16 protein-coding genes, 3 tRNA genes and 2 rRNA genes are annotated in these 23,211 nt (G+C 49.1%); 7 read left to right on the top strand and 14 right to left on the bottom strand.

Annotation, left to right across the window (positions count from 1 at the left end; translation table 11 throughout):
- Nucleotides 1-158: 158 nt before the first annotated feature.
- Nucleotides 159-470 carry a heat shock protein HspQ gene (gene hspQ / locus ACINK7_RS19735; protein WP_404357951.1) on the top strand — a complete coding sequence of 104 codons (312 nt, stop codon included), beginning with the start codon at nt 159-161 and terminating at the stop codon, nt 468-470.
- Between the two features lie 34 nt (nt 471-504).
- Here hspQ and ACINK7_RS19730 read toward each other — a convergent pair whose 3' ends face one another.
- Entirely contained in the window at nt 505-1,122 is a 618-nt protein-coding gene (locus ACINK7_RS19730; RefSeq protein ID WP_404357949.1) for a class I SAM-dependent methyltransferase, read from the bottom strand.
- A gap of 173 nt (nt 1,123-1,295) precedes the next feature.
- Nucleotides 1,296-2,576, bottom strand: a complete 1,281-nt coding sequence (gene hemL, locus ACINK7_RS19725) for a glutamate-1-semialdehyde 2,1-aminomutase (protein WP_404357947.1) — start codon at nt 2,574-2,576, stop codon at nt 1,296-1,298.
- A gap of 551 nt (nt 2,577-3,127) precedes the next feature.
- On the opposite strand from hemL, the gene ACINK7_RS19720 reads away from it, so the two are divergent.
- On the top strand, nt 3,128-3,571 hold the full coding sequence (locus tag ACINK7_RS19720) for a hypothetical protein (RefSeq protein ID WP_404357945.1): 444 nt from the start codon (nt 3,128-3,130) through the stop codon (nt 3,569-3,571).
- Between the two features lie 74 nt (nt 3,572-3,645).
- Here ACINK7_RS19720 and ACINK7_RS19715 read toward each other — a convergent pair whose 3' ends face one another.
- The 12 genes from ACINK7_RS19715 to hslV all read right to left on the bottom strand — a co-directional run bounded on the left by ACINK7_RS19715 (nt 3,646) and on the right by hslV (nt 16,475).
- The gene (locus tag ACINK7_RS19715; protein WP_404357943.1) at nt 3,646-4,218 is read right to left on the bottom strand and encodes a chorismate--pyruvate lyase family protein; all 573 of its coding nucleotides are present in this window, start codon (nt 4,216-4,218) and stop codon (nt 3,646-3,648) included.
- Complete coding sequence (recG, locus tag ACINK7_RS19710; RefSeq protein ID WP_404357941.1) at nt 4,215-6,296, bottom strand: ATP-dependent DNA helicase RecG; 2,082 nt, start codon at nt 6,294-6,296, stop codon at nt 4,215-4,217. The genes ACINK7_RS19715 and recG overlap by 4 nt, the downstream gene beginning before the upstream one ends.
- Before the next feature lie 15 nt (nt 6,297-6,311).
- The gene (locus tag ACINK7_RS19705) at nt 6,312-6,713 is read right to left on the bottom strand and encodes a RidA family protein (RefSeq protein ID WP_404357939.1); all 402 of its coding nucleotides are present in this window, start codon (nt 6,711-6,713) and stop codon (nt 6,312-6,314) included.
- A gap of 35 nt (nt 6,714-6,748) precedes the next feature.
- A complete protein-coding gene (spoT, locus tag ACINK7_RS19700) occupies nt 6,749-8,932 on the bottom strand; it encodes a bifunctional GTP diphosphokinase/guanosine-3',5'-bis pyrophosphate 3'-pyrophosphohydrolase (protein WP_404357937.1) in 2,184 nt (727 codons plus the stop codon).
- 7 nt (nt 8,933-8,939) lie between these two features.
- Entirely contained in the window at nt 8,940-9,179 is a 240-nt protein-coding gene (gene rpoZ / locus ACINK7_RS19695; RefSeq protein ID WP_014149963.1) for a DNA-directed RNA polymerase subunit omega, read from the bottom strand.
- A 388-nt stretch (nt 9,180-9,567) separates the two neighbouring features.
- Nucleotides 9,568-10,740, bottom strand: coding sequence for a phosphoglycerate kinase (locus tag ACINK7_RS19690; RefSeq protein WP_404357935.1), 1,173 nt, complete (start codon nt 10,738-10,740; stop codon nt 9,568-9,570).
- Nucleotides 10,741-11,049: 309 nt separating this feature from the next.
- The gene (gene ubiB / locus ACINK7_RS19685) at nt 11,050-12,600 is read right to left on the bottom strand and encodes a ubiquinone biosynthesis regulatory protein kinase UbiB (RefSeq protein WP_404357933.1); all 1,551 of its coding nucleotides are present in this window, start codon (nt 12,598-12,600) and stop codon (nt 11,050-11,052) included.
- A 59-nt stretch (nt 12,601-12,659) separates the two neighbouring features.
- Nucleotides 12,660-13,268 (bottom strand): SCP2 domain-containing protein, encoded by a 609-nt coding sequence (locus ACINK7_RS19680; protein WP_404357931.1) that lies wholly within the window; start codon nt 13,266-13,268, stop codon nt 12,660-12,662.
- Between the two features lie 31 nt (nt 13,269-13,299).
- A complete protein-coding gene (gene ubiE / locus ACINK7_RS19675; protein ID WP_404357929.1) occupies nt 13,300-14,049 on the bottom strand; it encodes a bifunctional demethylmenaquinone methyltransferase/2-methoxy-6-polyprenyl-1,4-benzoquinol methylase UbiE in 750 nt (249 codons plus the stop codon).
- A gap of 152 nt (nt 14,050-14,201) precedes the next feature.
- On the bottom strand, nt 14,202-14,579 hold the full coding sequence (locus ACINK7_RS19670) for a gamma-butyrobetaine hydroxylase-like domain-containing protein (protein ID WP_404357927.1): 378 nt from the start codon (nt 14,577-14,579) through the stop codon (nt 14,202-14,204).
- A 16-nt stretch (nt 14,580-14,595) separates the two neighbouring features.
- Nucleotides 14,596-15,921 carry an ATP-dependent protease ATPase subunit HslU gene (gene hslU, locus ACINK7_RS19665; RefSeq protein WP_341326498.1) on the bottom strand — a complete coding sequence of 442 codons (1,326 nt, stop codon included), beginning with the start codon at nt 15,919-15,921 and terminating at the stop codon, nt 14,596-14,598.
- A complete protein-coding gene (hslV, locus tag ACINK7_RS19660; protein ID WP_404361485.1) occupies nt 15,918-16,475 on the bottom strand; it encodes an ATP-dependent protease subunit HslV in 558 nt (185 codons plus the stop codon). Before hslV ends, hslU begins: the two co-directional genes overlap by 4 nt.
- A gap of 750 nt (nt 16,476-17,225) precedes the next feature.
- Here hslV and ACINK7_RS19655 point away from each other — a divergent pair.
- The 5 genes from ACINK7_RS19655 to ACINK7_RS19635 all read left to right on the top strand — a co-directional run bounded on the left by ACINK7_RS19655 (nt 17,226) and on the right by ACINK7_RS19635 (nt 22,952).
- A tRNA-Phe gene (locus ACINK7_RS19655) sits at nt 17,226-17,301 on the top strand.
- A 283-nt stretch (nt 17,302-17,584) separates the two neighbouring features.
- Nucleotides 17,585-19,119 (top strand): 16S ribosomal RNA (locus ACINK7_RS19650).
- Between the two features lie 67 nt (nt 19,120-19,186).
- A tRNA-Ile gene (locus tag ACINK7_RS19645) sits at nt 19,187-19,263 on the top strand.
- Between the two features lie 71 nt (nt 19,264-19,334).
- A tRNA-Ala gene (locus tag ACINK7_RS19640) sits at nt 19,335-19,410 on the top strand.
- A gap of 363 nt (nt 19,411-19,773) precedes the next feature.
- Nucleotides 19,774-22,952, top strand: a 23S ribosomal RNA gene (locus tag ACINK7_RS19635).
- Together the 16S and 23S rRNA genes with 3 tRNA genes alongside form the textbook arrangement of a ribosomal RNA operon.
- Nucleotides 22,953-23,211 lie beyond the last annotated feature (259 nt).

Below are 23,211 nucleotides of genomic sequence, written 5' to 3'. Positions count from 1 at the left end.
AAAACTTTATGATTTTTCGGCAATTCCCGGTTTATGCATTTTCAACGGTTTAGGGTGTTTGTGATGATTATGATATTCTTTTGTTGAAGTCGGATTTTGCGCGGACGATGTGGCGGCAAGTTTAGATATAAGAGCGGCTTGGCTTGAAGAGACGGGTTATGAAAGAAGCAAAATATTTTTTAGGGCAGATCGTTCATCATAAATTGTTTAATTACCGCGGGGTTATCTACGATGTCGATTTTGAGTTTCGCGGCGGCGAGGAGTGGTACGAAAAGGTCGCGCGCAGTCGACCCGCAAAGGATCAACCTTGGTATCATGTCTTAGTCGATAATGCCAGCCACCAAACCTATGTCGCGGAATGCAATTTGACGGTCAGCCAGAACAAACAGCGGATTCATAATCCGATGGTAGATTATTATTTCGACGATTTTGACAACGGGGTTTATTCGCTGCATGTCATGAAGAACTGATCACGCGAACGAGGGAGATGTTCGTCAATCGACTTTATTTTCGCGCTTGTATCAGTTTAATAATATCGCCGCTGCTTGAGTCGACATGAATCGAACTGAAGCCGGAGGCTTGCACGTTTTTGATCGTTTGCCGATTGATGTTTGCGCCGACCAATGAAACTGTCAGCGGGTTCAATAGATTCATCAAGCGAGCAACCAAAGGTCTTGAGCTTAAAACGTGTTCGAGCAGCACGATTTGTCCGCCCGGTTTTAAGACTCGATGCAATTCTTTGAGCCCTTTTCTGGGCGAGGGTACCGAGCAAAATACGAAAGAGGCAATCACGGTATCGAAACAATTATCGGCAAATTCAAGCGATTCAACATCCATTACATGAAGGTCGACATCGATCTGTTTTCGGTTTTTTTTGTGTCTTGCTATATCCAGCATTTTGCCGCTGAAGTCGATTGCAGTTATCCGGGCGCCATGCGGGTAATAATCGAAGTTTTTACCTGTGCCTACGCCAATTTCAAGAATATGCTCGCCTTCGGCTTTGGCCCATAAACGGTTACGCCATTTTTTGAAAAATAAGCCTTCCATGACGGCTTCAAGGCTATCGAAATAAGGCGCTAGTCGGTCATAGCGTTTTTTGATCGAGAGGCTGTCCGGTTTCATATCATCTCCGTGTCATAGCGCATTAAAGAACTTAAATTGGTTTTTATAGACTTCGCACGGTTGTCGCGGATTCGAGAGACGAGCGCCGATAAATTAACAAGGATCATCGGAATGAGAAAAAAACCGAAAACGCGCCTCATCGGCGGAATCCGTATGCCATTCTGCGCGTGTGTTTATAATGTCTTGAACACTGTCGCCGCGATATCCAGCGTTTCATCGATGATCTCGTCACTATGCGCGGCTGAAACGAAACCGGCTTCGAAGGCCGACGGAGCCAGATAAACACCATTGTCGAGCATTGAGTGGAAAAAGCGTTTGAAACGGTCTTGATCGCATTGAGCGACTTGTGCGAACGAAGTGATTTGCTTGTCTTCGCTAAAAAACAAGCCGAACATGCCACCGACGACATTGCTTGAAAGCGGTATTCCTGCTTGGCTGGCGCGGTCTTTCATGCCATTGACGAAGCGGGCCGTTTTCTCGGTTAAAGCTTCGTAGAAGTCCGGTTTCGCAATCAGTTCGAGTGTTTTCAATCCCGCGGCCATGGCGACAGGGTTGCCTGAGAGTGTACCGGCTTGGTAAACCGGTCCGACCGGTGCGAGATATTCCATGACTTGTCGTTTGCCGCCGAAAGCGCCGACCGGCATGCCGCCACCGATGACTTTACCGAGCGTGGTCAGGTCGGGCGTGATGTTGTAAACCCCTTGTGCGCCATGTAATCCTACACGAAAGCCGGTCATCACTTCGTCGAAAATCAACAGCGCTCCGGATTCGTCGCAGACTCGGCGTAGCGTTTCGAGAAACCCGGAAACCGGCGGGATGCAATTCATGTTACCGGCCACCGGTTCGACTATGATACAAGCGATGCTGTCGCCGATTTGTTTGAATAACTCGACGACCGATTCGTTATCGTTGTAGGTTAATGTGATCGTGTTTTCCGCCAAAGCCGCAGGAACGCCCGGCGAACTCGGCACGCCGAATGTTAGTGCGCCCGAGCCGGCCTTGACTAGAAGCGAGTCGGAATGGCCATGATAACAACCTTCGAATTTGACGATTTTATCGCGTCCGGTGAAGCCGCGGGCTAAGCGAATCGCGCTCATTGTCGCTTCGGTGCCGGAGCTGACCATTCTGACCAACTCGATCGATGGCATCAGTTCGCAGACGGTTTGAGCAATGCGGGTTTCAATTTCGGTCGGCGCACCGAAGCTAAGGCCTTTTTGGGCGGTTTCAGTGACGGCAGCGATTACTTCAGGATGGGCGTGTCCCAGAATCATGGGGCCCCAGGAGCCGACATAATCGATGTATCGCTTGTTTTCGCTATCGAAAATATAAGGGCCGGAAGCATGGTCGATGAAAACCGGAGTGCCTCCGACGCCGCCGAATGATCTAACCGGCGAATTGACGCCGCCGGGAATGACTTGTTTTGCTGCGGAGAATAGATCGTTTGAATGGGTCATGATTTTTTTTTAAATTAGAGCGGGTCAAAGTATAACCATCGTAGATGAAAATTCGGCCTTGGGGTACCCGTCAAAGGACGCCGTAAACCCAGCACCTAAATTAACCAAGACAAATAACCATGGCCAATGGGTTATGGAATTTAGGTGCTGGGTAAATACGTCCATGTAGGTTCTATGCCAGCTCCATGCTGGCAAAGCCTTTATCGAGCACCCAAGGCCACCTCCGACAATGCCGAAATTTGAAGTGCGAAATATATACATGTAAAGGACTGTTGGTTTCGACTCGTATTGCAGCAATTCCCAGTTTGAGCGTTCTCGCTGGATTTAGGGTGTGGGGTATCCCTGTCGAGGAACGCCGTGAACCCATCCATGGGGGCTTGACGGCAGCTCCCTGCTGCCGACATCCTCGCCAAGCATACCCCACACCCTGTTTGATCCCCAAATTGGGAATTGCTACTCGTATTGTACTAGGGTATACAAAGACATGAAATCATCATATCATTGTTTCGTTTGGCCTTAAGTATCTAAACTTTAAAACTATTATCAAAACAATGCATTATATAAAAAATATTAGTCTAGTGTGGGGCGTCTTGTTGACGGGCTTTTTTTTGATCGCCGGATGCTCGGACGATAAGTCTTCTTCGAGACCTACGGAGCCTGTTAAAAGCAAAGCTCATGTTAAGTATGATCACGCTCACGGGAGCGAAGTCAGCGATTTAGTCAAGCATCAATTCGAACACGAATTTGCCGATCAATGTGTGGAAAGGGAAGTTAAGAATTCAGTCAATAAAGAACTCGACAGAAAACGTTTTGCCGAACCTTGCATGTGTATCGCGACCTATCTGCTCAAGGATTTGACGGCCAAGGAAGCCGAGCTGTTCGTCAAAGAAAATAAAAATACGCAGTCGCTTAGGATTAAATTTGAAAGCGCCGCATACCATTGTCTGCAAAAAAAAGCTCAACCGAAAAGCCCTAATCTATTCGGTAAGCGGTAATTCTAGCGCTCACGTTTCAAATTCGGCGCTTGGCGGTGAAGGTTCTTGCAACATCCGTCGGCGCCGAATTCGATTTAAAGCAAGTTTAAAACTTCCGGTAAAAAGAACTCGTTAACCAGTAGCGGTTTATGGCGGATGGCGTAGACGGTTCTTCTTGCCCAGAGCGGTTGTTCGATACGGGCTTCGTTGACGGCAAAGGGCGTCCAAAGCGGCAAGTCGATAAGCGCGAAATCCATTTCCAGTCTGGCTAACTTAGGATAAGAAAAAATCACTTCCCCCAGCGGTTTAGTGCCAAGGTGGGCTAGGTTGCGCCGAGCGGCTTTGATTGTTTTTTCCGGAATCAGCGTGCGAGCCAAGACTAGCGGCTTGCCGTCGGCATGCAATAACACCTCGCGGGTTAAGGTGTAGCGTCCCTGATTGAGTTTGAGCCGTTTGCGTTCGCCTAAAAAAGGCAGGCGCCGACAATTGAGCAGTATTTTTACTTTGACGGCATCGCCGTAGTAGCTGCGCAATCGTTGCGTGATCGATCCGGGCTCGTAGATCCAGGATTGCGCTGACTGCGAAATCGTACGGTGTTCTCCGGGGCGACTGACGATCCAGTTCGGTTCTTGTGCTAATAAAAGGCTTTTAATCGGCAAGCGTATCATACCTCGGCGTAATTGACGGTTTCTCCGAGCCAGCGTTTGATTAACGGTTGAACGGCATCGGGGGAATGGTGTAGCAGCGATTCGGCAATCGTTGGGATATTATCCAGTAGGTCCGTGTCTCGATCCAAATCGGCGATTTTAAATTGCATTTGTCCGGTTTGCCGGGTACCCATGACTTCGCCCGGTCCGCGTAGTTCCAGGTCTTTTTCGGCAATCACAAAGCCGTCGTTTGTGTCTCTTAGAATACCGAGCCGGTGTTTCGCCGTGTCGGAGAGAGGGGATTGATAGAGTAGCAAACAATAACTATCGTCTTTGCCCCGGCCTACCCGTCCTCGCAGCTGGTGAAGTTGGGATAGACCCAAGCGTTCCGGATTTTCGATGATCATGAGTCCGGCGTTGGGAACATCCACGCCAACTTCGATGACGGTGGTCGCGACTAAAAGATCGATTCGTTGGTTCTTAAAGTCTTGCATCACGGCATCCTTGTCGGCGGCTTTCATGCGTCCGTGTACCAGTCCAATACGAATGTCCGGTAATACTTGGGTGAGTAGTTCAGCGGTTTTTTCGGCGGCTTCGCATTGTAAGGCCTCGGATTCCTCGATCAAGGTGCAGACCCAGTAGGCTTGCCGTTTTTGAGCGATCCAGTTACCGATACGGGCAATGACCTCTTCGCGGCGTTCGGAGGGAATGACGCTAGTGACAATAGGCTTTCTGCCGGGCGGTAATTCGTCGATGACCGATATATCCAGGTCCGAGTATTGTAGCATAGCCAGGGTTCGCGGGATCGGTGTGGCGGTCATGACCAGTTGATGCGGGCGAATGCCGGCGTTACGGCCTTTGTCTCTGAGCGCCATGCGTTGATGCACGCCGAAGCGGTGCTGTTCGTCGATGACGATCAACCCCAGTTTTTTAAAGGTGACGGATTCTTGAAACAGGGCGTGCGTGCCTATCACGATGCCGGCAGAGCCGTCTTCAAGCGTTTCGAGCGCGGCTTTTCGGGTATTGCCTTTGATTTGCCCGGTCAAGAAGATGATTTGAGTCTGAAAACTGTCGAACCAGGCGTTAAAATTTCGAAAATGCTGTTCGGCCAGCAATTCGGTCGGCGCCATGACCGCGACTTGATATCCCGTTGCCAAGGCTAATAAGGCGGCGTATGCCGAAACGACGGTTTTGCCGGAGCCGACATCGCCCTGTACCAGGCGTAACATAGGTTGTTGTTGACTGCAATCGGCTTCGATTTCAGTGATGACGCGTTGTTGCGCACCGGTTAGTTGGAACGGCAGCGATTTTAGAAAATGCCGACGGGTAGTTTCGTCAATAGTAAAAGGAGAGGCGGGCTGTTCGCGGGCTTGCTCACGGACGACTCTCAAGCTGAGGTGGTGACTTAACAGTTCTTCAAAGGCTAAACGTTTTCGCGCCGGATTATCGTTTTGGAGTAATGTCTCGGCAGTTATCCGTTCGTTTGGGGCATGCAGGAAGTTGATGGCTTCTATTAATGTAGGATAATTGAAACGCTGTAAAAGCGATTTCGGTAACCAATCGATCAAGTGTTTAAGATGCAGGTTTAACGTTTGTTTGATTGCTTTTCTAAGTAAGGATTGGCTTAAACCTTCGGTCAGCGGATAAACCGGCCTTAAGGTGTCTTCGGTGACCGTTTGTTCGGGATTGTTGAGGATTTTATAGTCGGGATGGATCATTTCCAAGCCCGCATAGCCGTGACGGACCTCCGCGAAACAACTGAGGTAGGTTCCAGGGCTCAGCTGCGTCAATTGCGCGGCGCTAAAATGAAAAAAACGTAGACTAATAAACCCGGTGCCGTCGCCGATTCGGCAGATCAGGCTTTTACGGCCTCGCAACAGCGTGTCGGTTAATTCAACTTTTCCTTTGATCAAGGCAGTCATCCCCGGTTTTAGAGTGCCTATCGCTTGGATGCGAGTTCTATCCTCATAGCGGTGTGGGAGGTGGAAAATCAGGTCTTGACAGCTTCGGATGCCCAGCTTTTCTAGCTTGCTTGCCGTTTGTTTGCCGATGCCGCCCAATGAAGCGACCGATTGATCAAGTGGATCGTTACGGTCCATCGTAGAGTGTTGGCGTTATGCCGGATAGAGTTCGTTGCGTAAATGCATCACTGCGTCAATTTCTACACCAACACCTTTCGGTAATGCAGCGACTCCGATCGCAGCACGGGCCGGGTAGGGTTCGCTGATGAATTCACCCATGATTTCGTTGACGATAGGGAAGTTGGTGAGGTCGGTTAAATAGACATTCAATTTGACGATGTCCGTTAAGTCGCCGCCGGCTGCTATCGTGACCGCGTTCAAGTTATGGAACACTTGGGTGATCTGGCTACGAATGTCTTCCGAGACAACGTACATGGTTTTAGGGTTCAAGGGGATTTGACCGGATAAGTAAACGGTATTGTCGACTTTAACGGCTTGCGAATAAGTGCCGATGGCTTGTGGCGCGTCCGGGGTATGGATGATTTCTTTATTCATGAGCAGAGTGATAATTTTGATTTAAGAGTATTTATCTAGGCCTTGACTCGCGTAATCTTTAAAACAATCGTCAATTTTTTCAGGCGGCGCATAATATTGGCTAAATGGACTCGGTCTTTAACGGTGAGTGTGATCAAATCTACCGAGACTCGGTCGTCCTGATCGACTACCGTGACGTTTTCGATATTCGAGTCCATTTCTGAGATGGTTGCGGCGATATTCGCGAGTGTGCCTCGTTGATTGAGTAGCTCAATGCGAATTTCAGCCGGAAATTCTCCACTGGTATCCTTGCTCCATTCGACATCCAGCCAGCCGGTTTGTTTTTTTCTCGAATCGCTGCTGTTTCTGCATTCATGATGATGAACGACGATACCGCGTCCGGGGTTGAAAAAACCGACGATCGAATCGCCCGGTATCGGGCGGCAACATTTTGCCAGTGTGACGACCATGCCTTCCGTGCCTTTGATAATTAGCGGGCTGTTGACGCCTTGTTCGTTATCGTCGAGTCTAACCGTCGACGAGATGTCGTCTTGGCTCAAGCGTTTGGCGACCAAAAACGGCATTTTATTACCGAGTCCTATGTCCTCGAGTAAGGCATCCATGGAGTTGACCGACAATACCTCCAAAAGTTTGTTCACGCGCTCCGATGGAATGGTGTCCAATTGTAAGTTCATGCCTTGCAATTCTTTTTCCAGGAGGCGGCGTCCGAGGTTGATCGCTTCCTGTTGTTTAAAGTTCTTCAGATAGGCGCGGATGCTGCTGCGGGCCTTCGCGGTGACGACATAGTTTAGCCAGAGCGGATTGGGGCGGGCCCAAGATGTGGTGATGACTTCGACGGTTAAGCCGTTTTCGAGTTGCGTTTGTAACGGCACCAGTTGTTTATCGACTCGAGCCGAGACGCAGGAATTGCCGATATCGGTATGAACCGCATAAGCGAAGTCGACGATCGTTGCGCCGCGTGGCAATTTGATAATGCCGCCTTGAGGCGTGAATACGAAGACTTCTTGGGGGTAGAGATCGATTTTAAGATTATCGATAAACTCCATGGAGTTGCCGGCCGATTTGTGAATCTCCAGTAATTCACGCAGCCATTCATTAGCTCGGGCTTGGGCGTGCTCGGTTTTGTCACTTTCAGCTTTATCGCTATCGGATTTATAAAGCCAATGTGCGGCAATGCCCGATTCCGACATTCGGTGCATTTCATGGGTTCTGATTTGAATTTCAATCGGGACGCCGTAAGGGCCGATTAATATCGTATGCAGGGACTGATAACCGTTGGCCTTGGACAATGCGATATAATCTTTGAATCGACCTGGGACCGGGTTATAGAGATTATGAACGACGCCCAGTGCGCGATAGCAGGTGTCGGGTTGATCGCAAAGAATTCTAAAGGCATAAACGTCGAATACGTCGGCAAATGATATCTTTTTGTTCAGCATTTTTTGATAAATGCTATAAAGATTTTTTTCGCGTCCTTCGACTTCGCAGTCCAAGCCGGCTTCGCGTAGGCGGTTTTTAATCGAATTTTGGATGATTTCGACGATTTCTCTTCGATTCCCTCGAGCTTTTTTGACGGCGTTTTTTAGGACTGCATGGCGGCCGGGGTATAAGGCTTTAAAACCGAGGGATTCCAATTGATGGCGGATATGATTCATGCCCAGTCGATTGGCGATGGGAGCATAAATATCCAGTGTTTCTCGAGCGATTCGGCGTTTTTTTTCAGGCGGCATCGAGCCTAAGGTTTGCATGTTATGCAGACGATCGGCTAGCTTGACCATGATGACACGCAAATCCTTGGTCATGGCCAAAAACATTTTTCGGACATTTTCAGCCTGGGCTTCGGCACGCGATTTGCTGTCGATTTTGCTCAGCTTTGTAACGCCGTCGACGAGTTCGGCCACTTCCATGCTAAACAAGCGGCCGAGGTCATCCTTGCTGGCGTGCGTGTCTTCGATGACATCATGCAGTAGCGCAGCCATGATCCCTTTCGCATCCATGCGCATTTCCGCCAGGCTGATGGCTACGGCGATAGGATGGCAAATGTAAGCTTCTCCGCTCTTTCTGAACTGGCCTGCATGCGCCTCCGCACCATACTGATAGGCCCTGCAGATATCGTTGATTTGGGCTTGGTCCATATAGCTTTCCAGAGTCGAGCATAAACGCCGGATCAGTTTATCCTGAGGGCGTTCGAGTTCGAGACTGTCAGCTAGTTGTAACATGGCTTTATTAGAGTGTTAAATCGGCTTCGGTATCGTCGCCGGTTCGATGCAGCAGATTGATATTGTCGGCATTGACATGTCCCGCAGCAATTTCGCGCAAGGCGAGTACGGTGTCTTTGTCTTTGCCGCGCGGGATAAACTCTTCCGCGCCCTTGCTCAATTGGCGGGCGCGTTTGCTGGCTAACAACACCAGTTTAAAACGGTTTTCGACGTGCTCAAGGCAGTCTTCAATAGTAACTCTGGCCATGGTAATCCTGTGAAACAATAAATACCGGCCTTTAGGCCGGATGAAAAGGGCATCTATTATAAAAGGAAACGCTGATTAAATCAGCGTTTCAATAAAAGACTCTGATAACTCTTTTGCAGTTCAAATTACGAACGGTTTGTAACAGTCGCGAGAGGCTGAGACAGTGGTGTTAAGCTTAAACAGGCGTTATACCTTTCGCTCTTCAAATTTCGGCAGTGCCTAAGGAGGCACCGGGGTGCCTGGCAAAGAGCCTACATGGACGATTCACGGCGTACTTTGACGGGCCCCGGTGCCGAATTTTGATCTGCGATGGGTATAATTTCGAAGATGCGATAAATTTTTCACCGGAGTCGTTGCCTCGACGTGTTATCGGTTGATCCGGAGTTTCTCAAGCGCGTTGTTTTAAAACGGCTACGGCCGGTAATTCTTTGCCCTCCAAAAATTCAAGAAACGCGCCGCCGCCGGTCGAAGCATAGGATACTTTTTCTTCGATTCCATATTTGTCGATGGCTGCTAGCGTATCACCACCGCCGGCAATTGAAAAGCCACTGCTGTCGGCAATGGCTTGGGATAGGGATTCGGTACCGCCACCGAATTGATCGAATTCGAAAACTCCGACCGGCCCGTTCCACACGATCGTGCCCGCAGATTTTAGAATGTCGGCATAAAGCGCCGCAGTTTCAGGACCGATATCCATAATCAAATCGTCGTCTTGAACATCGGCGACTTTTTTGACTGTTGCGGCGGCGCTTTCCGAAAACTCTTTTGCGCAAACCACATCGACCGGAACCGGGATTTCAGCTCCGTTACGTTTGGCTTGATCCATCAATCGGTTGGCTTCATCGATTAAATCGGCTTCATAGAGGGATTTGCCTACCGGAAATCCGGCTGCAGCGATAAAGGTATTGGCAATACCGCCACCGACGATGAGCCTGTCGACTTTTTGCGATAGGGATTCGAGTACGGTGAGCTTGGTCGAAACCTTCGAGCCGCCCACGATTGCGACCAGAGGCCGGTCAGGGCTCTCCAATGCTTTGCCTAAGGCGTCCAATTCTTTAGCTAATAAGGGTCCGGCGCAAGCGATCGGTGCAAATTGCGCTACGCTGTGCGTGGACGCTTGAGCGCGATGTGCAGTGCCGAATGCGTCCATTACAAAAATATCGCATAGGGCGGCCATTTTTTTGCCGAGCTCTTCGCTGTTTTTCCCTTCTCCTTTATTGAAGCGCACGTTTTCGCATAAAACGACTTCACCTGGCTGAATTTCGATACCGTCGATCCAGTCTTTTTCTAGGCGTACGGGTTTGCCTAGTAATCCTTGCAAATGTTCGGCAACCGGTTTCATCGAGGCTTCTTCGCTGTAAACGCCTTCTTCGGGACGACCTAAGTGCGACATCAGAATGACTGCGGCGCCGGCTGATAAGGCGTGTTTAATAGTGGGCAAGCTGGCTTGTATGCGGATGTCGCTAGCCACTTTTCCGTTTTTGATCGGGACATTTAAGTCTTCACGAATCAATACGCGTTTATTTGATAAGTCCAGATCGACCATTTTTTTTATCGACATATGTTTGGCTCCTGATGGTGAGTTGAGATAGGGTTCAAAGTGTAGCTAGTCAAACTTAGGCGCAGTAAGCTCGTCAAAAGGGCTCCGAGGACCCCGCGCCAAAATTATTGATGATTTCGATTCATAGAGAATGACCTATGGAATTTAGGTGCAAAGTGAACGCGAATATTGCACGGAGCAAAAATCCACACTGCTGCCGAGACCCTTGCTAAAAAACGCTACGCTCTCATGAAGTTAGTCAATTTTTGAGTATAAAGGGAATATAAGGCTAATGAATATGGCGAGTTAGTCGCGTGATCTAACGTTGTATTATTGTAGCAAAATAGCGGCGCCTATCATTGCCGCGCCAATCAAAATCGAAGTCAAAGTGGTATTTTGGTTACGTTCGATTTGTTTGCGTAATAAATGCAATTCGCGGTTTTGTTGATCCATTTGCGCGCGGGCGTGACCAGCGTCGTTCAATGCCTTCATAACCAATGCCGGGATTTCCGGGAATTGCTCCGCTAGTTCGGGAAACTGTTGCAAGGCTTTTTGTATTTTGGCTTTCGGGCCTAGACGTTCGTGAAACCATTTTTCCAGAAATGGTTTCGCGGTTTGCCATAAGTCTAGTTCAGGATAAAGTTGGCGACCAAGTCCTTCAATATTAAGCAGGGTTTTTTGCAGTAGCACCAGTTGCGGTTGAACATGCATGTCGAAGCGCCGGGCGGTTTGAAACAAACGCAGTAATAAGTGTCCGAAAGAGATATCCTTGAGCGGTTTTTCGAAAATCGGTTCGCAAACACTTCGGATGGCCGATTCAAAGTCTTCGACACGCGTCGTTCCGGGAACCCAGCCGGATTCAACATGCATTTGCGCAACCCTGCGGTAATCCCGATTGAAAAAGGCTAGAAAGTTTTCGGCCAAGTAACGCTGATCGGATTCTGACAAAGTGCCGACGATGCCGAAATCGACAGCGAGGTATTTGGCAGGGAGTTCGACGAAAATATTGCCGGGATGCATGTCGGCATGAAAAAAATTATCGCGAAAGACTTGCGTGAAAAAAATTTCGACGCCGCGTTCGGCAAGTAGTTTGAAGTCGGCGTTGCCGGCTCGCAATTGTTCTATGTTGCCGACCGGTATGCCTTTGATGCGTTCCATGACCATGACCTTTTGTCGAGTCAACGGCCAATGGACTTCCGGCACATAAATCATTTCCGAGTTTTCGAAATTACGGCGCAATTTAGCGGCGTTGGCGGCTTCTCTGACTAAGTCGAGTTCATCTAGTGTCGATTTCTCGAATTCCATGACAACTTCCCGAGGCCTTAATCGTCGGGCGTCGCTCCAAAAACGTTCGGCAAAGCGAGCTAATTCGTATAGCAAGCCTACATCGGATTGTATGCGTTGTTCGATGTCGGGTCGTAATACCTTAACAATGACCTGTTCACCGTTATTTAACACCGCAGTATGCACTTGTGCGACCGAGGCCGACGCTAGCGGCTCGTCTTCGAATTCGGCGAAAGCCTCGCTGATCGGTATTCCCAATTCTTTTTCGATAATCGCACGGGCGATACTACTGGAAAACGGAGGAACTTTATCTTGTAACTTGACCAGTTCATCCGCGATATCTTCAGGTAGTAGATCCTTACGGGTGGATAAGGCTTGGCCGAATTTTACATAGATTGGGCCTAAATCTTCGAGTGCGCGACGAATTCTGACGCCGCGCGCTTCTGTTCCGCGCCGTAGCCAAAAGGTAGGAGATAAGAAGGCTAAATACCGAATTGGGCGGAATAAGTGCGTTTTGAGGACAATTTCATCAAGGCCGTGGAAGACCAGGACCCAGTTGATGTGAATCAGGCGCAGCAATATTTTTGGGCGGATCACTGAGTTACCTTGTCGTAATATTGTCGTGGATGAGTCAAAGGGTTGGTTTGAATATAGGGTTAAGGCTGCGTGGTGTAGGTAATCTCAAGATTTTCGAGACGGTTTTGTAATCGGTTGAGATCGGTTTTCAGGTCGCCGGTTTTACGGTAGAAAATATCGGCCTCTGGTTTTGCGGGCAAGTCTCGAACTTCCTCCTGAAGAAATTCCGTTAGGTTGAGCCGGAAGCTTTCGAGCAATTCGCCGGTCCTGCGTTGGCCGGTACGAAAAAAGTTACCTATGCGATGTGCGATGATATCACCGGTATAACGCGATAGTGGTTCTTCGAGGTCGATATCTATTTTTTCGAAAAGGCTAATGAATGCATGCCCGACTTCACTATCGCCGCTGATTTCGATTGAGTCGTTGAATAATGTGTTTCCCAAGCCTTTTGCGCCGAATGCTAGTGCCGTGCCGGTCAATAAAGTATCGGCCGGGGCAGGGTAGTCATCTAAGACTTGAATAACGGTTTCCGAAGGACAAAGATAGAGGGTTTCATTGAACGGCCGGATGGTAATGCGGATCACTTTGCCGGTTAACGGGGCCAATAAATAACCGGCATCGCGGTCAAGTGCGACGAAGCGATTCAAGGCGGTTTCGAAAACGCTAAGCAGTAGGGGTTTTAAGGTCATGAGTGAATCGTCGGTAAATGGGGCGGCATTATTAGATTTTATAGCCTCTATGTACTGCCACGATGCCTTGCGTTAAATTAAAATATTCACAGCGTTCAAGTCCTGCGTTTTCCATCATTTTTTTGAGGTCGTCTTGTTTCGGATGCATGCGGATCGATTCGGCTAAATACCGGTAGCTCTCTTCGTCCTTTGCGACGAACTTTCCGATTTTAGGCATCAAGTTGAATGAATAAAAGTCGTAAACCTTTTCGGTCAATTTGTCGGTCGGGTGGGAAAACTCCAGCACGATGACCCTTCCGCCCGGCTTTAACACGCGAAACATCGATCTTAATGCAGCGTCTTTGTCGGTAACATTGCGCAACCCGAAGCCGATACAAACGCAGTCGAAAGAGTTGTCCTCGAAAGGTAGGCATTCCGCATTGACCTGGGCGAAGCGAATATTGCCGATGATGCCGTGGTCAATCAGGCGATCGCGACCATTACGCAGCATTTCTGCGTTGATGTCTGCAAGGACGACTTGCCCTTTTTTGCCGACGCGTTTTTCGAAGAGCATTGTTAGGTCGCCGGTGCCGCCGGCTAGGTCAAGTACACTTTCGCCGCTACGGACATTGCTGAGTTGTACTGCGATGCGTTTCCAAATGCGATGAATGCCGAACGACATTAAATCATTCATGATATCGTATTTGCCGGCTACGGAGTCGAAGACACTCCGGACCATTTGAACTTTTTCTTCCTTAGCGACTTGTTTGAAGCCGAAATGTGTTGTGTTTTCGTTAGTCATGTTTTTTTCCGGTTAGGCGCTAATCAGTGATCGAATTTAGTCGAAAGCAAGGTTGTTGGTCCGAAGACAAGGGCTTAAGGCGGCAAAATCTTAAGCCACATAACCGTCTCGGCATCGAGAATGCTCGCATAATATCGGAGGGAGACTTTGGGTTACTGATGACGTGGTTGTCCAGTCGCTTCCAGTTTATCCAAGTACGCAGCCCATAGCTCCTTGTATTCCAAGCCTAATTTATAAAGTAATGGCCAAGTGTAAATGCCCGTTTTATGACCGTCGCTAAAAACCGGGGTTATTGCGTAATTGCCGACCTGTTTAAGTTCGTTGATGGTGACGTTTTCTTTGCCTATTTGTAATATCTCCTGGCCGGGTCCATGACCTATCGCTTCTGCCGAAGGCGTGTATACGCGAAGATATTCATAAGGCAAAGAAAATGTGTGTCCGTCATCGAAACTAATTTCCAAAATTCGTGAATTCTGATGTAACTTGATTTCGGTCGGTGTTGTGTCGATTTCTTGTACGGTCAGGCGCATAAGTTTACGGCCCCGCCTATAGTATGTATCGGCTTAAGTCTTCATCCTGAGCTAACTCGGCAAGATGGGCATCGACGTAGCCTGCGTCAATTGTAATCGATTGTTCATTTAGGTCAGGTGCGTTAAAGGATATTTCCTCCAGTAACCGCTCTAATAGGGTATGCAGCCTTCTTGCGCCAATGTTTTCCGTTGTTTCATTGACTTGCCAGCCTAATTCGGCAATGCGTTGAATGCCCTCTTGAGAAAAGTTCAGCAATACTCCTTCGGTAGCTAATAAAGCTTGGTATTGCTCAGTCAATGAGGCGTCCGGTTCTGTCAGAATACGCACAAAGTCATCGGCGGTTAGGGCATCGAGTTCAACTCGAATAGGAAAACGGCCCTGCAATTCTGGAATGAGATCCGATGGTTTGGTCAAATGAAAGGCGCCTGAGGCAATGAACAAAATATGATCGGTTTTGATTGTGCCATATTTGGTGCTGACCGTACTGCCTTCAACCAGTGGTAACAAGTCGCGTTGAACGCCTTCTCGGGAAACCTCACCGCCACCGCTACCCATTTCGGATCGCTTGCAAATTTTATCGATTTCGTCTAAGAACACGATGCCGTTTTGTTCCACGGATTCAACGGCGCGTAGCTTGATATCTTCTTCGTTGACTAGTTTGGCGGCTTCTTCTTCTTGCAGTACTTTCAAAGCATCCTTGATTTTCATTTTACGAGTACTTTTTCGGCTGCTACTGAGATTTTGAAACATCCCTTGTAATTGACTCGTCATTTCTTCCATGCCGGGGGGAGCCATGATTTCAACGCCGAGCGGGGCAACTCGGACATCGATTTCAACTTCCTTATCGTCTAATTCGCCTTCGCGTAGTTTTTTGCGCATCTTTTGACGCGTGGACGACTCGGTTTCGGAAAGCATGCCACCGCTGGCGCTAGGTAGCAAGATGTCGAGTACTGATTCTTCAGCGGCATCGGCCGCCCTGTTTTGAACCTTGTCCATCTCTTCTTGGCGGGTCATTTTTACCGCAGTATCGACGAGATCGCGAATGATCGATTCAACGTCGCGGCCGACATAGCCCACTTCGGTAAATTTAGTAGCTTCAATTTTAATGAATGGCGCGTTCGCTAGTTTGGCTAAGCGTCTGGCAATTTCGGTTTTGCCGACGCCGGTGGGGCCAATCATCAAGATGTTTTTTGGGGTGATTTCATCGCGTAGAATCCCGCTAACGAGACTGCGTCGCCAGCGATTACGTAACGCGATTGCGACAGCTCGTTTGGCGTTAGCTTGTCCTATGATGTGTTTATCCAGTTCGTGGACGATTTCTCTTGGTGTCATTTGGCTCATTCGGTCGGCTCTTTGGGTTCAGCGTCGAGTTCTTCAATGCGCAGGTTATGGTTTGTATAAATGCATATGTCTGCAGCGATATTTAGCGAGCGTTCAACGATTTCACGCGCGCTAAGTTGAGTATTTTCTAACAGAGCCCGGGCTGCTGATTGTGCATAAGGTCCTCCGGAGCCGATGGCTATGAGTTCGTGTTCCGGCTCAATAACGTCTCCGGTTCCTGATATGATCAAAGAGGATTTTGCGTCCGCAATTGTAAGCAAAGCCTCAAGCTTGCGTAAAGCACGATCGGTGCGCCAATCTTTAGCCATTTCAACGGCTGCGCGAGTTAAATTGCCGCGATGTTTTTCCAGCTTGCCTTCAAAATGCTCAAACAAGGTAAATGCATCGGCCGTAGCGCCGGCGAAGCCAGCGATCACTTTATCGTGATATAAACGCCGAACTTTACGTGCGTTGCCTTTCATAACAGTGTTGCCAAGCGTGACCTGGCCGTCACCGCCAATGACCACTTTATCTCCGCGTCGGACGGAAAGAATGGTTGTTCCTCTGAAGTTCACTTCTAATTCCCGGTTCAATAATGAGTTAGTATGGCAATTCTACCTGTCTTATCCCGTATAAGGAAAAGAATCTGAATTGTTGGCATGAATATAATACAGAATATGGGTTGCACGATTGAAATTTCAATAGACGCAACCCAAAAGTATAAATTAATTGAGTTCCTGTGGGTTTGATTTAAGCGCTAAAAATTGGATATTCATATAATAAAGTATAAATGGATTGTCCCTGTTAAGTATTGCTCGGCATTTGAGGCGATGTTGCTTGGCTCCATCTAAGAAGGATGCCCATCGTAGTTCAAAATTCGGCACCGGGCCCGTCAAAGGACGTCGTGAACCCAGCCCTAAATGATCTAAGGCTATTAATCATGTCCAATGGGCTATGGAATTTAGGTTCTGGGTGAATGCATCCATGTAAGCTCTATGCCAGCACCCATGCGGGCAAGGCCTTTGCCAGGCACTCCGGAGCCTCCTTAAGCATCACCGAAATTTTAAGTAAGAAAGGTATAGCAAGATGTTTTATAAGAGCAAAAAACGGGTTAGGTGAAGTAGTTGTGGTTTGTCTCTATTGTCAATATTCGCTAATGAATTCCCGTGTGCACAGACGAGTGTATACGATGGGGTTTGCTTCGGAATTTTTTCAAAAGCCATCAGTTTGATTTAAATGGATAAATCAGTCGCTGCAGAAAAAAGATCAAAACAAGCTTGACTCAAAATTAAGAATCCTGTTTAATACGCGCTCTTTCACGGTGCGCCTAGGTAGCTCAGTCGGTAGAGCAGAGGACTGAAAATCCTCGTGTCGGCAGTTCGATTCTGCCCCTGGGCACCAAGGAAAGAGTTTAGGGTTTATTTAGTATATCGATTAAATAAGTCTTGAAAATAAAGTTTGACATTGAGTTTAGCCTCTGTATAATAGGCGGGCTCAACGGGAGAGAAAGTTCTTCCAGCTCTTTAACAAGCAGATCAAAATAATTTGTGTGGGTGCTTGTGGCGAATAGCTTAGCGGTTAAAGCTATTCGACGCAAGAACAACACGTTAATTCAAGCAGTTTACGTTTAATTCTTAGTCGAGCCAAGATTGGTGACTGATCTTATTTAGTCACAAACCATATTAAACTGAAGAGTTTGATCATGGCTCAGATTGAACGCTGGCGGTATGCTTAACACATGCAAGTCGAACGGTAACGGTCCTTCGGGAGCCGACGAGTGGCGGACGGGTGAGTAACGCGTAGGAATCTGCCTGGTAGTGGGGGACAACTCGGAGAAATCCGAGCTAATACCGCATACGCCCTACGGGGGAAAGCGGGGGATCTTCGGACCTCGCGCTATCAGATGAGCCTGCGTTGGATTAGCTAGTTGGTAGGGTAAAGGCCTACCAAGGCGACGATCCATAGCTGGTCTGAGAGGACGATCAGCCACACTGGGACTGAGACACGGCCCAGACTCCTACGGGAGGCAGCAGTGGGGAATATTGGACAATGGGCGCAAGCCTGATCCAGCAATACCGCGTGTGTGAAGAAGGCCTGAGGGTTGTAAAGCACTTTCAATAGGGAGGAAAAAGCGTTGGTTAATAGCTGATGCCTTGACATTACCTATAGAAGAAGCACCGGCTAACTCCGTGCCAGCAGCCGCGGTAATACGGAGGGTGCGAGCGTTAATCGGAATTACTGGGCGTAAAGCGTGCGTAGGCGGCTGTTTAAGTCAGATGTGAAAGCCCCGGGCTTAACCTGGGAACGGCATTTGATACTGGGCAGCTAGAGTTTAGGAGAGGAGAGTGGAATTTCCGGTGTAGCGGTGAAATGCGTAGAGATCGGAAGGAACACCAGTGGCGAAGGCGGCTCTCTGGCCTAAAACTGACGCTGAGGTACGAAAGCGTGGGTAGCAAACAGGATTAGATACCCTGGTAGTCCACGCCGTAAACGATGTCAACTAGCCGTTGGGTCTTTATTAAGACTTAGTGGTGCAGCTAACGCATTAAGTTGACCGCCTGGGGAGTACGGCCGCAAGGTTAAAACTCAAATGAATTGACGGGGGCCCGCACAAGCGGTGGAGCATGTGGTTTAATTCGATGCAACGCGAAGAACCTTACCTACCCTTGACATCCAGAGAATCTGTGAGAGATCGTAGAGTGCCTTCGGGAACTCTGAGACAGGTGCTGCATGGCTGTCGTCAGCTCGTGTCGTGAGATGTTGGGTTAAGTCCCGTAACGAGCGCAACCCTTATCCTTAGTTGCCAGCACATCATGGTGGGAACTCTAGGGAGACTGCCGGTGATAAACCGGAGGAAGGTGGGGACGACGTCAAGTCATCATGGCCCTTATGGGTAGGGCTACACACGTGCTACAATGGCCGGTACAGAGGGCAGCGAACTTGCGAAAGTCAGCAAATCCCAGAAAGCCGGTCCTAGTCCGGATTGCAGTCTGCAACTCGACTGCATGAAGTCGGAATCGCTAGTAATCGCGAATCAGAATGTCGCGGTGAATACGTTCCCGGGCCTTGTACACACCGCCCGTCACACCATGGGAGTGGGTTGCAAAAGAAGTAGGTAGTTTAACCTTCGGGAGGGCGCTTACCACTTTGTGATTCATGACTGGGGTGAAGTCGTAACAAGGTAGCCCTAGGGGAACCTGGGGCTGGATCACCTCCTTACAAAGACAGCAAGCGTTCGTCATAAGTACCCACAACAAATTATTTTGATCGAAGACGTCACGAGCCTGGGCCTGTAGCTCAGTTGGTTAGAGCGCACCCCTGATAAGGGTGAGGTCGGAGGTTCAAATCCTCCCAGGCCCACCAACGCGGCGCAAGCCTAGAAGCGGAAGGACCACCCGTCAAGCTAGCAGTGTTTAGTTTGCACGAACCCCAAAGGGGCCATAGCTCAGCTGGGAGAGCGCCTGCCTTGCACGCAGGAGGTCGGGAGTTCGATCCTCCCTGGCTCCACCAATGCTATACAGTTTTAACGGCGAAGGCCTAGCAAGACTGTATAGCATTGGTGACGGAAACAACGTCAGTAATAGCTCTTTAACAACTTGGAAATCTGTACACTGTAACTTCAGCGTTTAAAGCAATTTAAACCGAGAAGGTACACGAAAAACAAATTCACCGACACAGCCGGTAAAGTCAAGCTTAACAACGTTAGCGCCGCAAGGCGAAGGCGGAAGGAAAGCGAAAACGAACCGGACGTGAAGTGAATGAGTTCTCAAGCAGAAAGCGAAAATGTCAGCTGACAGATAACGCCAGCGTTCTGAGCCGAATTTAGCATGCCGAAAGGTAGTGCGAGAGCGGTCAGACTGATTGGGGTTATATGGTCAAGTGAATAAGCGCATACGGTGGATGCCTAGGCGATAAGAGGCGAAGAAGGACGTAGTAGCATGCGATAAGCCGCGGGGAGTTTGCAAACTAACTTTGATCCGCGGATTTCCGAATGGGGCAACCCAATCAGGACAACCTGATTATCCTTAAGTGAATACATAGCTTAAGGAGGCGAACCCGGGGAACTGAAACATCTAAGTACCCGGAGGAAAAGAAATCAACCGAGATTCCCTTAGTAGCGGCGAGCGAACGGGGACCAGCCCTTAAGTCCAGCCCCAGTTAGTGGAATGCCCTGGAAAGAGCAGCCATAGACGGTGATAGCCCAGTACACGAAAACTGGAGCTGGATGAAAACGAGTAGGACGGGGCACGTGAAACCTTGTCTGAACATGGGGGGACCATCCTCCAAGGCTAAATACTCCTTATCGACCGATAGTGAACCAGTACCGTGAGGGAAAGGCGAAAAGAACCGAGGAGATCGGAGTGAAATAGAACCTGAAACCGTATGCGTACAAGCAGTAGGAGTCCCGCCCCTAAATTACTTTAGGAAAAACAAATGCATTACTTTTATGTCTTACAAGCAATTGAAGATAAAGAAAAGTTTTACTTTGGCTGCACGAGTAACCTGAAAGAGCGAATTAACTCGCATAATGCAGGTAAAAATATAGCAACTAAAAGCAATCAGTGGCGAGTGGTTTATTACGAAGCGTTTTTAACATTAAGTGGAGCGAGGCAGCGAGAATATCGTATCAAGCATCACGGCAGTGCAAAGCGTAAATTAATGGACCGAATCAAACCCACCTTAGAGTAATTTAGGGGCGGGATGACTGCGTACCTTTTGTATAATGGGTCAGCGACTTAATCTCAGTGGCAAGCTTAACCGACTAGGGGAGGCGTAGCGAAAGCGAGTCTGAATAGGGCGTCATAGTCGCTGGGATTAGACCCGAAACCGGGCGATCTATCCATGACCAGGTTGAAGGTTGGGTAATACCAACTGGAGGACCGAACCGGGATCCGTTGAAAAGGATTCGGATGAGTTGTGGATCGGAGTGAAAGGCTAATCAAGCCCGGAGATAGCTGGTTCTCCTCGAAAGCTATTTAGGTAGCGCCTCGTGTATCACTGTTGGGGGTAGAGCACTGTTTCGGCTAGGGGGTCATCTCGACTTACCAACCCGATGCAAACTCCGAATACCAACAAGTGCGAGCACGGGAGACACACGGCGGGTGATAAGGTCCGTCGTGAAAAGGGAAACAGCCCAGACCGTCAGCTAAGGTCCCCAAATCTATGCTCAGTGGGAAACGATGTGAGAAGGCCCAGACAGCCAGGAGGTTGGCTTAGAAGCAGCCATCCTTTAAAGAAAGCGTAATAGCTCACTGGTCGAGTCGGCTTGCGCGGAAGATTCACCGGGGCTAAGCATAGTACCGAAGCTACGGATCTTACGTAAGTAAGGTGGTAGAGGAGCGTTCTGTACGCCTGCGAAGGTCGATTGAGAAGTCGGCTGGAGGTATCAGAAGTGCGAATGCTGACATGAGTAACGATAATGGGGGTGAAAAACCCCCACGCCGAAAACCCAAGGTTTCCTGCGCAACGCTAATCGACGCAGGGTTAGTCGGCACCTAAGGCGAGGCCGAAAGGCGTAGTCGATGGAAAACAGGTTAATATTCCTGTACCGGAGGTAACTGCGATGGGGTGACGGAGAAGGCTAGGTCAGCTGTCTGTTGGAATAGGCAGTTTAAGCGAGTAGGGAGTGGAATTAGGCAAATCCGGTTCCATAATTCTGAGACGTGACGACGAGTATCCCTTAGGGGAGACGAAGTGATTGATGCCCTGCTTCCAAGAAAAACCTCTAAGCTTCAGGTTACCTGCGGCCGTACCCTAAACCGACACAGGTGGGTGGGATGAGAATTCTAAGGCGCTTGAGAGAACTCGGGTGAAGGAACTAGGCAAAATGGTACCGTAACTTCGGGAGAAGGTACGCCCTTGTTAGGTGAAGTCCCTTGCGGATGGAGCTGAAGAGGGTAGCATTAAACTGGTGGCTGCGACTGTTTAGCAAAAACATAGCACTCTGCAAACTCGAAAGAGGACGTATAGGGTGTGACGCCTGCCCGGTGCCGGAAGGTTAATTGATGGGGTTATCTCACGAGAAGCTCTTGATCGAAGCCCCGGTAAACGGCGGCCGTAACTATAACGGTCCTAAGGTAGCGAAATTCCTTGTCGGGTAAGTTCCGACCTGCACGAATGGCGTAACGATGGCCACACTGTCTCCACCCGAGACTCAGTGAAATTGAAATCGCTGTGAAGATGCAGTGTACCCGCGGCTAGACGGAAAGACCCCGTGAACCTTTACTATAGCTTGACACTGGACTTTGAACCTATTTGTGTAGGATAGGTGGGAGGCTGTGAAGCACCAACGCCAGTTGGTGTGGAGCCGACCTTGAAATACCACCCTGGTATGTTTGAAGTTCTAACCTAGGTCCCTTATCGGGATTGGGGACAGTGTCTGGTGGGTAGTTTGACTGGGGCGGTCTCCTCCCAAAGAGTAACGGAGGAGCACGAAGGTGTGCTCAGCATGGTCGGAAATCATGCGATGAGTGTAAAGGCAAAAGCACGCTTGACTGCGAGACGGACAAGTCGAGCAGGTACGAAAGTAGGTCTTAGTGATCCGGTGGTTCTGAATGGAAGGGCCATCGCTCAACGGATAAAAGGTACTCCGGGGATAACAGGCTGATACCGCCCAAGAGTTCATATCGACGGCGGTGTTTGGCACCTCGATGTCGGCTCATCACATCCTAGGGCTGAAGCAGGTCCTAAGGGTATGGCTGTTCGCCATTTAAAGTGGTACGCGAGCTGGGTTCAGAACGTCGTGAGACAGTTCGGTCCCTATCTGCCGTGGGCGTTTGAGATTTGAGGGAAGCTGCTCCTAGTACGAGAGGACCGGAGTGGACGAACCTCTGGTGTTCCGGTTGTCATGCCAATGGCATTGCCGGGTAGCTATGTTCGGACGGGATAACCGCTGAAAGCATCTAAGCGGGAAGCCTCTCCCAAGATGAGATCTCACTGGGACCGTGAGTCCCCTGAAGGGCCCTGAGAGACGATCAGGTTGATAGGTCAGGTGTGGAAGTGCAGTAATGTATGAAGCTAACTGATACTAATTGCCCGTGAGGCTTGACCATATAACACCCAATCGGTTTGCACCGACGGTGTTAAGGCCGACAATCGCTAAAGCGAGAGAGCGAAAAACGTGTACAGATTTCCAAAAAAACAGGTGAAAAAAGAAAGGTTCAAGGTGAAAGGCGCAAGGCCAAAGGCTAAGCGACAGAAACCAACAACCCGATAAAACTGAAAACACCTGAATTAAAGAGTTTTGAGTAGGCTCAACAGCAAAGCCGAATTAGGGTTAAAGAAAAAATCCTCTAACCTGGACGCTGAAAC

The organism is Methylotuvimicrobium sp. KM1 (genome assembly GCF_044788715.1).
Classification (GTDB): domain Bacteria; phylum Pseudomonadota; class Gammaproteobacteria; order Methylococcales; family Methylomonadaceae; genus Methylotuvimicrobium.
The sequence above is the reverse complement of the archived record's forward strand: the minus strand, read 5'-3'. Positions and strand labels throughout refer to the sequence as shown.

Bases quoted from the DNA above. Each gene is read 5' to 3' on its own strand.
- hspQ (WP_404357951.1), top strand. From the start codon at position 159: ATGAAAGAAGCAAAATATTTTTTAGGGCAGATCGTTCATCATAAATTG.
- ACINK7_RS19730 (WP_404357949.1), bottom strand. From the start codon at position 1,122: ATGAAACCGGACAGCCTCTCGATCAAAAAACGCTATGACCGACTAGCG.
- hemL (WP_404357947.1), bottom strand. From the start codon at position 2,576: ATGACCCATTCAAACGATCTATTCTCCGCAGCAAAACAAGTCATTCCC.
- ACINK7_RS19720 (WP_404357945.1), top strand. From the start codon at position 3,128: ATGCATTATATAAAAAATATTAGTCTAGTGTGGGGCGTCTTGTTGACG.
- ACINK7_RS19715 (WP_404357943.1), bottom strand. From the start codon at position 4,218: ATGATACGCTTGCCGATTAAAAGCCTTTTATTAGCACAAGAACCGAAC.
- recG (WP_404357941.1), bottom strand. From the start codon at position 6,296: ATGGACCGTAACGATCCACTTGATCAATCGGTCGCTTCATTGGGCGGC.
- ACINK7_RS19705 (WP_404357939.1), bottom strand. From the start codon at position 6,713: ATGAATAAAGAAATCATCCATACCCCGGACGCGCCACAAGCCATCGGC.
- spoT (WP_404357937.1), bottom strand. From the start codon at position 8,932: ATGTTACAACTAGCTGACAGTCTCGAACTCGAACGCCCTCAGGATAAA.
- rpoZ (WP_014149963.1), bottom strand. From the start codon at position 9,179: ATGGCCAGAGTTACTATTGAAGACTGCCTTGAGCACGTCGAAAACCGT.
- ACINK7_RS19690 (WP_404357935.1), bottom strand. From the start codon at position 10,740: ATGTCGATAAAAAAAATGGTCGATCTGGACTTATCAAATAAACGCGTA.
- ACINK7_RS19680 (WP_404357931.1), bottom strand. From the start codon at position 13,268: ATGACCTTAAAACCCCTACTGCTTAGCGTTTTCGAAACCGCCTTGAAT.
- ubiE (WP_404357929.1), bottom strand. From the start codon at position 14,049: ATGACTAACGAAAACACAACACATTTCGGCTTCAAACAAGTCGCTAAG.
- ACINK7_RS19670 (WP_404357927.1), bottom strand. From the start codon at position 14,579: ATGCGCCTGACCGTACAAGAAATCGACACAACACCGACCGAAATCAAG.
- hslU (WP_341326498.1), bottom strand. From the start codon at position 15,921: ATGAGCCAAATGACACCAAGAGAAATCGTCCACGAACTGGATAAACAC.